General features: G+C 39.4%; 17 protein-coding genes and 1 pseudogene. 5 read left to right on the top strand and 13 right to left on the bottom strand.

Features of this window, described 5'->3' with window-relative positions:
- Positions 1-147: 147 nt before the first annotated feature.
- The 5 genes from O9324_RS12695 to O9324_RS12715 all read right to left on the bottom strand — a co-directional run bounded on the left by O9324_RS12695 (position 148) and on the right by O9324_RS12715 (position 1,542).
- On the bottom strand, positions 148-336 hold the full coding sequence (locus tag O9324_RS12695; RefSeq protein ID WP_002765632.1) for a type II toxin-antitoxin system HicA family toxin: 189 nt from the start codon (positions 334-336) through the stop codon (positions 148-150).
- 2 nt (positions 337-338) lie between these two features.
- Positions 339-557, bottom strand: a complete 219-nt coding sequence (locus O9324_RS12700; RefSeq protein ID WP_002765634.1) for a type II toxin-antitoxin system HicB family antitoxin — start codon at positions 555-557, stop codon at positions 339-341.
- Between the two features lie 84 nt (positions 558-641).
- On the bottom strand, positions 642-797 hold the full coding sequence (locus O9324_RS12705) for a hypothetical protein (RefSeq protein WP_288140377.1): 156 nt from the start codon (positions 795-797) through the stop codon (positions 642-644).
- A 56-nt stretch (positions 798-853) separates the two neighbouring features.
- Positions 854-1,291: a type II toxin-antitoxin system VapC family toxin gene (locus tag O9324_RS12710; protein ID WP_288140378.1), complete on the bottom strand. Its 438-nt coding sequence runs from the start codon at positions 1,289-1,291 to the stop codon at positions 854-856.
- Positions 1,285-1,542 carry an AbrB/MazE/SpoVT family DNA-binding domain-containing protein gene (locus O9324_RS12715; protein ID WP_287629973.1) on the bottom strand — a complete coding sequence of 86 codons (258 nt, stop codon included), beginning with the start codon at positions 1,540-1,542 and terminating at the stop codon, positions 1,285-1,287. Before O9324_RS12715 ends, O9324_RS12710 begins: the two co-directional genes overlap by 7 nt.
- 58 nt (positions 1,543-1,600) lie before the next feature.
- Between O9324_RS12715 and O9324_RS12720 the strand changes: the two genes are divergently transcribed.
- Positions 1,601-1,906 (top strand): hypothetical protein, encoded by a 306-nt coding sequence (locus O9324_RS12720; RefSeq protein WP_287629971.1) that lies wholly within the window; start codon positions 1,601-1,603, stop codon positions 1,904-1,906.
- 26 nt (positions 1,907-1,932) lie between these two features.
- On the opposite strand, the gene O9324_RS12725 is transcribed toward O9324_RS12720, so the two are convergent.
- Together O9324_RS12725 and O9324_RS12730 are read right to left on the bottom strand one after the other, a co-directional pair.
- Entirely contained in the window at positions 1,933-2,355 is a 423-nt protein-coding gene (locus tag O9324_RS12725) for a type II toxin-antitoxin system VapC family toxin (protein WP_287629970.1), read from the bottom strand.
- The gene (locus tag O9324_RS12730) at positions 2,348-2,614 is read right to left on the bottom strand and encodes a hypothetical protein (protein ID WP_287629969.1); all 267 of its coding nucleotides are present in this window, start codon (positions 2,612-2,614) and stop codon (positions 2,348-2,350) included. Before O9324_RS12730 ends, O9324_RS12725 begins: the two co-directional genes overlap by 8 nt.
- 131 nt (positions 2,615-2,745) lie before the next feature.
- Here O9324_RS12730 and O9324_RS12735 point away from each other — a divergent pair, with 131 nt between their 5' ends.
- Positions 2,746-3,129: a hypothetical protein gene (locus tag O9324_RS12735; protein WP_288140379.1), complete on the top strand. Its 384-nt coding sequence runs from the start codon at positions 2,746-2,748 to the stop codon at positions 3,127-3,129.
- Between the two features lie 38 nt (positions 3,130-3,167).
- Positions 3,168-3,443: a hypothetical protein gene (locus O9324_RS12740; protein ID WP_137666287.1), complete on the top strand. Its 276-nt coding sequence runs from the start codon at positions 3,168-3,170 to the stop codon at positions 3,441-3,443.
- 59 nt (positions 3,444-3,502) lie between these two features.
- Here the strand turns inward: O9324_RS12740 and O9324_RS12745 are convergent, their stop codons facing one another.
- From O9324_RS12745 to O9324_RS12760, 4 genes are all read right to left on the bottom strand, one after another.
- Positions 3,503-3,829, bottom strand: coding sequence for a hypothetical protein (locus O9324_RS12745; protein WP_288140380.1), 327 nt, complete (start codon positions 3,827-3,829; stop codon positions 3,503-3,505).
- A gap of 174 nt (positions 3,830-4,003) precedes the next feature.
- The gene (locus O9324_RS12750) at positions 4,004-4,141 is read right to left on the bottom strand and encodes a hypothetical protein (RefSeq protein ID WP_288140381.1); all 138 of its coding nucleotides are present in this window, start codon (positions 4,139-4,141) and stop codon (positions 4,004-4,006) included.
- Between the two features lie 55 nt (positions 4,142-4,196).
- Positions 4,197-4,367: a hypothetical protein gene (locus O9324_RS12755; RefSeq protein ID WP_287629965.1), complete on the bottom strand. Its 171-nt coding sequence runs from the start codon at positions 4,365-4,367 to the stop codon at positions 4,197-4,199.
- Positions 4,368-4,438: 71 nt separating this feature from the next.
- Entirely contained in the window at positions 4,439-4,711 is a 273-nt protein-coding gene (locus tag O9324_RS12760; protein ID WP_002765642.1) for a hypothetical protein, read from the bottom strand.
- Between the two features lies 1 nt (position 4,712).
- On the opposite strand from O9324_RS12760, the pseudogene O9324_RS27500 reads away from it, so the two are divergent.
- A pseudogene (locus tag O9324_RS27500) lies at positions 4,713-4,880 on the top strand (IS30 family transposase); the annotation flags it as partial.
- Positions 4,881-5,007: 127 nt separating this feature from the next.
- Entirely contained in the window at positions 5,008-5,583 is a 576-nt protein-coding gene (locus tag O9324_RS12765) for a hypothetical protein (protein WP_288140382.1), read from the top strand.
- Between the two features lie 53 nt (positions 5,584-5,636).
- On the opposite strand, the gene O9324_RS12770 is transcribed toward O9324_RS12765, so the two are convergent.
- Both O9324_RS12770 and O9324_RS12775 read right to left on the bottom strand, forming a co-directional pair.
- Positions 5,637-8,480 (bottom strand): RHS repeat-associated core domain-containing protein, encoded by a 2,844-nt coding sequence (locus O9324_RS12770; RefSeq protein WP_288140383.1) that lies wholly within the window; start codon positions 8,478-8,480, stop codon positions 5,637-5,639.
- A 162-nt stretch (positions 8,481-8,642) separates the two neighbouring features.
- Positions 8,643-8,756: transposase (locus O9324_RS12775; RefSeq protein ID WP_130758671.1), on the bottom strand; the 114-nt coding region annotated here is incomplete at its 5' end.

Here is an 8,756-nt window from a genome sequence, read left to right on the forward strand (position 1 = left end):
CTCTACTCCAGATACAGTCAACGGTACAGCCATTTTCAAGTAAAAAATGTACCCAGTAGCCTCTTTTCAATTTTTTCTTAGAAGCGACCTGCAGTAAGGGTTTTGTTAATTTTTTAGTATTTATGTATGGGGGAAGTCCAGTAATATTTAAAACTTAGGTAATAAATCTGCTTGTTTGCAAATTGCATTTGCCGTAATGCGATCAATTGTGCGATGTCTTTTGACAGGAATAGTTTTTAGATCATTAGTATAAATCGAATGATTTCCACCTTCCCGTAATAAATAATATCCGTTTTCTTCTAAATATTTAATTAAATCTTTTCGTTTTACTGACATAATCAAACTTCTACCGGGATTTGTTCAAGTAAAGAGCTTCCCGTGGGAATTTCTTTATTTTGTTGACGATAAGCAATGATCATTTCTTTGAGAGCATCTTGTAACATAATTCTACATTCTTCTAAGGTTTCTCCTTCAGTAATAACTTCTTGCCATTCAATTAATTGCCCCATATAGCCGCTATTAACTTTTGTATATTTGGCAGTGTATGTAGTTAGCATTATTTTGTTTTTGAAGATAATTACATATAATTAATTATAAACCTATTTTTACCAAAAATGCAAGGTGTTAGTATTGCTAAACCCCTACAAATCATAGATGGTAGATGAGTGATCGCATTTCCAACAAGCGATCGCCTCCCACATCCACAAAAAGCGATCGCACTCCATCATCCCAAAAAGCGATCGCCCTTCACATCCCAAAAGCGATCGCACTCCTCCACATTCCCAAAAATCGATCAATCTCTATAATTTACTATAGCTAGATATTGTGAATTTTGAGTTTAAACCAGCTATTTCTATGATGGAACTTCTACTAAGTCAGCAATGGAATCGCCAAGACGAAGAAAATGTTTTCCATTAAGAGTTAAGATTTTATCCGCTTCTATTTTTAGAGTAGAATAAGCGATTAAACCATCATAAATTGCTCCTCCCGTAAACCCTAAATTGACCATATTTTCTATAGCTTGATAATAATCATCTTCAGTTAAAGAAATAATCTGAAATTCTTTGAGATTTTCCTGAATCAGTCTCTGAGTGATTTGAGGTGAAAAACGAGGTTGAGAAGGAAAAGAAGATATAACTGAGAATAATTCAGCTAAGGTATGAGTGATTATAAATCCTTCAATTTGTGAGGTCTTCACCTTTTCTAGCCATGACCAACAAGGAAAATGCTGAGGATGTTTAACTAAAATAGCCGCAACTAAAACTGATGTATCAAATAATATTTTTACCATGAAATTACTTGATTTATTCTCTCATTTTTGAGTTCTTCAATTATTGTATTAGCATCTGCTAATAATTCTACATCCGAGACTAATACATGACCTTCATAGTAAAGTGATGGTTCTTCTTTGATGGGTTTTAAAATTAGTTTTCCGTCTTGAACTTCTAAAGATAGTTTTGATTCATTATTTAAACCTAACTGTTGTCTAATAATTTCAGGAATTTGCAGATATCCTGATTGATTTAAGGTGACTAATTCCATAGTGTTTTTTCCAAAAAAGAGTAACTGTTTTTATTATAGCAGCGAACTGCTTGCAGCAGTGCTTCGCTATCGCCCTCCCACATCCCAAAAAGCGATCGCACTCCCACACCCCAAAAAGCGATCGCACCCCCACATCCCCCAAACAGCGATCGCACTCCATCATCCCCAACAGCGATCGCCCTCTCACATCCCCAAAAAGCGATCGCACCTCTCCACATCCCAAACAGCGATCGCCCTCTCACATCCCCAAAAAGCGATCGCCCTCTCACATCCCCAAAAAGCGATCGCCCCCTCACATCTCCAAACAGTGATCGCCCTCTCACATCCCCAAACAGCGATCGCTAATCATTTCCAAATGATATAGCATGAGTTCATTTTTACTATGCTCAATTAAGGTAAAAATACACGATCAAATGGTTGCTTGCGATAACGCCGATAAATATTAAAGTCTTTGTCTAGAGTTGCAATAGCAGAGATATTTAATCTTTCGGAAATAGCAATGAGCGATAAATCGGTAAAATCTCCTGGTAGATCCTGATAAATTGTGTTAAGTTCCTGGATTCTTTTATAATCGGATAGTAGTAAATGTTCACATAGAAATACTTCCTGTGATAAAGCAGATAAAAATTCGTTTTGTACTTTTGTATTTGGGGCAAGTAACCACATCACTTCTGTAACACAGGCAATTGTTGTGATTAGTTGACTGGTACAGCTACTAAAAAAGTTAATAACTTTTTGGTGATACTTGTCGTTACGATCATAGAAGGCAACAAGAATCCCAGTATCAATTAATATTAGGGAATAATTATTCATAAGTTCTTGTTTGATGTCTGGCTTTAATTATGTCAGAAATTGCTTTTTTGCGTACATCTCTATCTGACAAATTTCCTGATCCCTCTAGTAAAAATTGGGGATAGCCACCCATTCTTTCTAATACTGTTTTAGGTGGAGTTTGATAGTTGCTAACGGGTGTTTCTAAAGATGAAATAAATTGTAAAACAAGTGAAATTTGCTGATCATTAAGGTTTGCGATCGCTTCTAGTAATTGTTGATGTGGAACGGTGGGGTACATATAGTTTTATTGCTATTGTCATAATTGCTAGTTTAGCAAATAAGAACAGAAAAGCGATCGACCTCCACATCCCAAAAAACGATCGCTTTTCCAACTATACCTCTAATCACAGGAACGATCGCTCTCAATAATTGTCTTGCTCTGTTGACCCGATCGCCCACATCCCCAAACAGCGATCACACCTCACATCCACAAAAAGCGATCGCCCTCTCACATCCCCAAACAGCGATCGCCCCTCACCTCCACAAAAAGCGATCGCCCTCTCACCTCCACAAACAGCGATCGCATATCCTCCACATCTCCAAAAAGCGATCGCATCTCCCACACCCCAAAAGCGATCGCCCTCTCACATTCTCAAAAAGCGATCGCCACTCACATCCACAAAAAGCGATCGCTCTCCCCACATCCCTAAACAGCGATCGCCCTCTCACATCCCGAAACAGCGATCGCCCTCCCCACATCCCCAAACAGCGATCGCCCCTCACATCCCCAAACAAGCGATATCTTTGGTATAATTAGAATATTAGTTTAATTGCAATATTAAGAACATACTATGACTGTACAACGGTGGAATGATGAAATGCTTGATGATTTGGCTTCCAGTGTGACTGAGTTGCGAGAAAGTATAACTGAAGTTAGGGAAAGTATAACTGAAGTTAAAGATAGCATAGATGGGTTGAGAGTAACGGCTCAAGCATTGCTACAAGTAGCTGCTCAAAATCAACGTGAAATGGAATTGATCAAACAAAGACAAGCTGAAAGCGATCAGCGATTTAATATTTTATTGGAAGAAGTCCGTTATTTAACTCGTGGAAATAGAGATGATTAGTTCTCGATTCTCCACATACCCAAACAGCAATTCCTACGGAGCGCTTCGCTATCGCCCTCTCACATTCCTAAACAGAGATTCGCCCCTCCACATCCCAAACAGCGATCGCCCCCCACATCCCAAACAGCGATCGCACCTCTCCACATCCCCAACAGCGATCGCACCCCCACATCCCCCAAACAGCGATCGCACTCCATCATCCCCAACAGCGATCGCCCTCTCACATTCTCAAAAAGCGATCGCCCCTCACATCCCAAAAACAGCGATCGCCCTCCCACATCCCCACAAGCGATCGCACCTCCACATCCCCAAAACAGCGATCGCCCTCCCACATCCCCACAAGCGATCGCACCTCCACATCCCGAATAGCGATCGCCCTCCCACATCTTCTAAAAAGCGATCGCCCCTCACATCCCCAAAACAGCGATCGCCCTCCCACATCCCCACAAGCGATCGCACCTCCACATCCCCCAAACAGCGATCGCCCCTCCACATTCCCAAAAGCGATCGCCCTTCACATCCCAAAACAGCGATCACACCTCACATCCACAAAACAGCGATCACACCTCACATCCACAAAAAGCGATCGCACTCCCACACCCCAAAAAGCGATCACCCCCCACATCCCCAAAAAGCGATCGCACTCCCACACCCCAAAAAGCGATCACCCCCCACATCCCCAAAAAGCGATCGCCCATCTACATCCCCAAAAAGCGATCGCACTTCCCACATCCCAAAACAGCGATCGCCCTCTCACATCCCAAAACAGCGATCACACCTCACATCCACAAAACAGCGATCACACCTCACATCCACAAAAAGCGATCGCCCTCCCACACCCCAAAAAGCGATCGCCCCCTCACATCTCCAAACAACGATCGCCCTATCAAAATCCTCCTCATCACAGCGATCGCACTCCATCATCCCAAAACAGCGATCGCCCCTTCACATCCCCAACAAGCGATCGCTATAAAATGGAGCTTACAGTTCAATAATTACTCTTCGTATATTATTGTTACAGATTCTCCTCTCACAAGTTTTGATAATTCATCTTCGGTTTTAACCTCCATCTGAGAATAAGATATTTCTGTTCCGTGATGGGGATTTTCATCTGAATTATTGCAAGAAATTAGCTTACGAATACCCGCAAAAATTAAAGAAGCAGGACGCTCTTCCCAAGTAAAATCATCCTCAGATTCACTTTGGTCTTCTTTAGCTCTTTTTTGAGCTTTATCGAGAGCTTCTTCATCGAAGTTTGCTTCGAGCAAAATAATATTTCAGTTTTTCCCCAAAGGAACGAATTTTAAGATTGTCAAACAGGCTGAGATCGACCGAGTGACGGACTTAATTAATCACCGACCGCGAAAATCCCTTGACTATCGTACTCCCTATGAGGTATTCTTTAGTCATTCAGGTACTGGTGCACTTCAAACTTGAATTGACCAGTTTTACGGCAACTATCTGATTTTTTTTGAATTACCCCTTGACAGAACAAGGCCGTCGCTACAAGAGCAGCGATCGCACTATTAATGTTAACGTAACTTTATAGCGGAGTATGCTCATTATGAATCAATTATTACTTTACTTGATTGTTATGTTATCAATTTTAGTCGCTTCATGTGAATCGATACAAAAAGAAATATTAGTAAGCTCAACTCTAAATGCTAAGGATGGATCTTCTATAAGTGAGAATATCCCATCAAAGATACTCATAATACTTCAGAAAGACCCAGGAAATGGGAGAGCTTGGCAATCGCTTCATCACTACAGTAGTATTACAGATGCTGGAAAAAGTTTATCATTTTACCAAGATTGCTTTAATGCGCTAAAAGAGAAACCTCTACTATTTTTTGACAGATATTTAGCAGGTGATGATCAAGCACTTTTTCGTATGATAGATGCACTTTCACATGATTTCTCAGCTTTTGGAGAAACCTATAAGCAAACAGAGCAAGTATTTAACAAATCTTTCTATCTCATAAAACAGTTTATGCAAGAACACAAAACTAATAGAGAGTTATACAATCGTGCTTATGATTTCTATAGAGTTAGCTGGGCACAGTATGATTCATGGAGATTACGTTATTGTGATTCTACTTTCGTAAATGGAAAAGTTATTTTTGGTCATTGTTCTCGTTAAGGAAAAACTCTCCCTGAAATACTTGAAATTCATAAGTTTTACAGTTAATATCTCTACTTTAGTACTTTGATCGTACCAAACTTTGTTATTTTCTGACCCAGGAGATTTCTAAGCCATGACAAAGTACCTAAATTATCATTAACTTTTTCCGTGGAAGTATTTCTAATTAGGTTTTCTACTTTATCCCAATCGTCACTTTGATTTTTCGGCACTGTGATACAACCAAATGAGACAGTTCCAGGATGCAATCTAAACCCAAAGCGTCCACTTTTATCATCTTTATCGTTTCGTGGATATTGATCTATTGGATCAAGTCGAAACCAGTGAGGATGACTGTGTTCAAGAATCTCGTATGATCCTGGAGGAATTGGATAATGCGTATTATCCCCTGAAAAAACATTTTCAACGATGACGGTACGACCTGTATCATTATCTATTATTTTCAAAGTACCATTAGAAGGATTAAACACTGCGTTAACTAATAGACCTAATGGATCTGTTAAATTGCGTGGATTATTCAATACATACCGATATAAATTACTATCTCCACCATTAAACCCAATCGGGTCTTCACTCAAAAATCTTCCTGTAGTTTGGTCATAATACCTTGCCCTGTAATAATAAAGCCCTGTCTCACTATCAAACTCTCTTCCCGTAAACAGATAACGAGTATCAATAGCAGGATTACTTTCAGAAATTACCTGACCAAAGGAATCATAAACAAAATGATTCACCACTGCACCGCTATTATTCACCAAATCCCGAATCGTTCCCAAATGGTCTGTTAAATGCCATTCCACATTACCAGCACTTTCTTGAGCCATAACCTGATCAACACCCGCACCATGCAGATAGCGTGTATCTAAAACAGGCTGATTTGCACCCGCACCATCACTATCCACAAACTCTAACAGTACATTCTGTCCATCATAAATAAACTGTCTCACCACTGGGGGAGTTGTATCTTGAGGATTGGTATCTACAGCTTTAGCAATGCGGCGATTGAAAGCATCATAGGTGAACTCAACCCGTTGCGTTTCCTTACCAGTGGCATCCTTATCAACAAAAGCCACCAAGCGGTTACGATAATCCCAGGTCAACTCTTGCACCTTACCAGTAGCAATTTCTGTCTGCTTAGTTAAATTCCCCTCATTGTCGTACTCATAATTATATTTACCATCTGACAGTAAGCGGTTGCATTTACCTGTTACATAGCCATTTCCGTGAATACTAGAAGTGATGCGGTTGCCATTTGCATCGTAGCTGTAAGATTCATCCGGGTTATTAGCATTACTGTGGTTAGCACCGGTTAACTGAGCGCGTTTATCGTAGGTATAATCTGTTGTTCCATCAATATCGGTAATTTTAGTAATGCGACTCGCTGCATCATAAAGATAGTTATAGAAAGCGACATTATTTGTACCGTTACTGTGGTTTAAATTCGTGAGACGATTGAGAGAATCATAGGTGTAAGTTGTGCCATTAACTAACTGAGTTCCTGTGAGGTTGGCATAGCGATTAATTGAGGTATATTGTCCTAGGGGATTGTAAGCAAAATCAACTCTTTTATCACTAACATTATTACCCGATTGAGTTAATTTAGTCAGGCGATTTAAAGCGTCGTAAGTGTAGGAATTATTACCACCTGCAATATTATTAATCGTGTCAACAACTGAGAGAACATTGCCTACTTTATCGTAGGAATAATTAAGGACAACATTGGAAAAACCGGGAGTACCAGCATTATTTACAGACAATAAACGGTTTCTATTGTCATAATTAAATGCTAAGGAACTAAATTTATCATTAACCGTAGTTTGGTTACTAGCTTTATCGTAACTGTAATTGATGATCTGATCAGTTCCTACCCATTTTTCCTGATTTAGACGATTGATGTCATCATATTTGTACTCAATCTTGCGATTATTGCGGTCAGTTTTCGCAATCAAATTATTAACCGCATCATACTGATATTGAGTAGTTTTTCCTAATGGGTCGGTTTCACTAATGAGGCGATTTCTGGCATCATAAACAAAGGTAGTCTTATTATTTACAGGATCAGTAACAGAAGCCAGATTATTACTCAGATCATAAGTAAATTTAGTAATGCCACTATCAGGATCAATTGTCTCAATCAAACGATTCCGAGCATCATATTTATTTTCAGTTTCATTCCCTAAAGGATCTACAACTGAAAGTAAATTACCCAAAGAATCATAACTATAGCTGGTCTTTTGGTTGAGTGTATCAATATTTTCAACTAACCGATTTAACTTATCGTAGGTATTCTGATTCACATTACCTACAGCATCAGTAGTTGAGATTAAATTACCATCAGCATCATAGCTATAGGTAGTAATCGGAGAAGTTAAAGGACCATTGCCATCGGGATCTGCTTCAATAGTTTTCACTAACCGATTTAGTGCATTATATTCAAAGGTAGTGCGATCGCCTTTTTCATTAATAATCGCTGTTTGATTACCTGCTAAATCATATTCAAATTGGCGTTTTGCTTCCTCTGCTGTTCCCTTAGCGTAGATGATGGAAATTAAACGACCATTCGCATCATAATCACTATCAGTAATCCGTCCTAGAGGGTCGGTAATCAGGTCAACTAATCCATTATTTGTGTAGGTAAATTGGGTAACAAGATCATCATTACCTCCTACAGCACCAACTACTTGAGTTAAAGATAAAAGATTACCGTTATTGGGGTCAATTTGATAAAGAGTTTGATGACCAAGTTCATCAGTCATGCTGGTGAGTTGGTTAAAAGTTGGATCGTAGGTAAACTTGCGAGGAGTTGCATTTGATTGGATCAAATTCTTCAAGAAATTCTGGGAATCCGGTTGATCGTAAAGTGCCTCCGTAAAATTAATATCCAAGATAACTTTCAATTCTCCTTGAGGAGCATTTTTAAGATCACCCTGATCAAAAGCTACCGCCGTTCCATTCTTGGAAGTATCAATAGTAATGAATTTTCCATTGCCAGATCCAGAGAATCCACCAGGGGCAGCATAGCCAACGTTACCAGGCTCTTCGTTACCCTTTATGCTAAATCAACATACAAGATGCCAAGATAACATACTTCTAACCCAAAAATTCCGAAAGTTTCTAAAGCCATAGCCTCTCCGTTTTATTAGTTTAAGTTTATTGTTGATTCCCTCGACCAC

It is taken from the genome of Microcystis sp. LE19-84.1B (assembly GCF_027531875.1).
GTDB lineage: Bacteria > Cyanobacteriota > Cyanobacteriia > Cyanobacteriales > Microcystaceae > Microcystis > Microcystis panniformis.

Bases quoted from the DNA above. Each gene is read 5' to 3' on its own strand.
- O9324_RS12725 (WP_287629970.1), bottom strand. From the start codon at position 2,355: ATGAATAATTATTCCCTAATATTAATTGATACTGGGATTCTTGTTGCC.
- O9324_RS12695 (WP_002765632.1), bottom strand. From the start codon at position 336: ATGTCAGTAAAACGAAAAGATTTAATTAAATATTTAGAAGAAAACGGA.
- O9324_RS12715 (WP_287629973.1), bottom strand. From the start codon at position 1,542: ATGGAATTAGTCACCTTAAATCAATCAGGATATCTGCAAATTCCTGAA.
- O9324_RS12710 (WP_288140378.1), bottom strand. From the start codon at position 1,291: ATGGTAAAAATATTATTTGATACATCAGTTTTAGTTGCGGCTATTTTA.
- O9324_RS12745 (WP_288140380.1), bottom strand. From the start codon at position 3,829: ATGTGGGAGGGCGATCGCTATTCGGGATGTGGAGGTGCGATCGCTTGT.
- O9324_RS12730 (WP_287629969.1), bottom strand. From the start codon at position 2,614: ATGTACCCCACCGTTCCACATCAACAATTACTAGAAGCGATCGCAAAC.
- O9324_RS12755 (WP_287629965.1), bottom strand. From the start codon at position 4,367: ATGATGGAGTGCGATCGCTGTGATGAGGAGGATTTTGATAGGGCGATC.
- O9324_RS12740 (WP_137666287.1), top strand. From the start codon at position 3,168: ATGACTGTACAACGGTGGAATGATGAAATGCTTGATGATTTGGCTTCC.
- O9324_RS12700 (WP_002765634.1), bottom strand. From the start codon at position 557: ATGCTAACTACATACACTGCCAAATATACAAAAGTTAATAGCGGCTAT.
- O9324_RS12765 (WP_288140382.1), top strand. From the start codon at position 5,008: ATGAATCAATTATTACTTTACTTGATTGTTATGTTATCAATTTTAGTC.
- O9324_RS12750 (WP_288140381.1), bottom strand. From the start codon at position 4,141: ATGGGCGATCGCTTTTTGGGGATGTGGGGGGTGATCGCTTTTTGGGGT.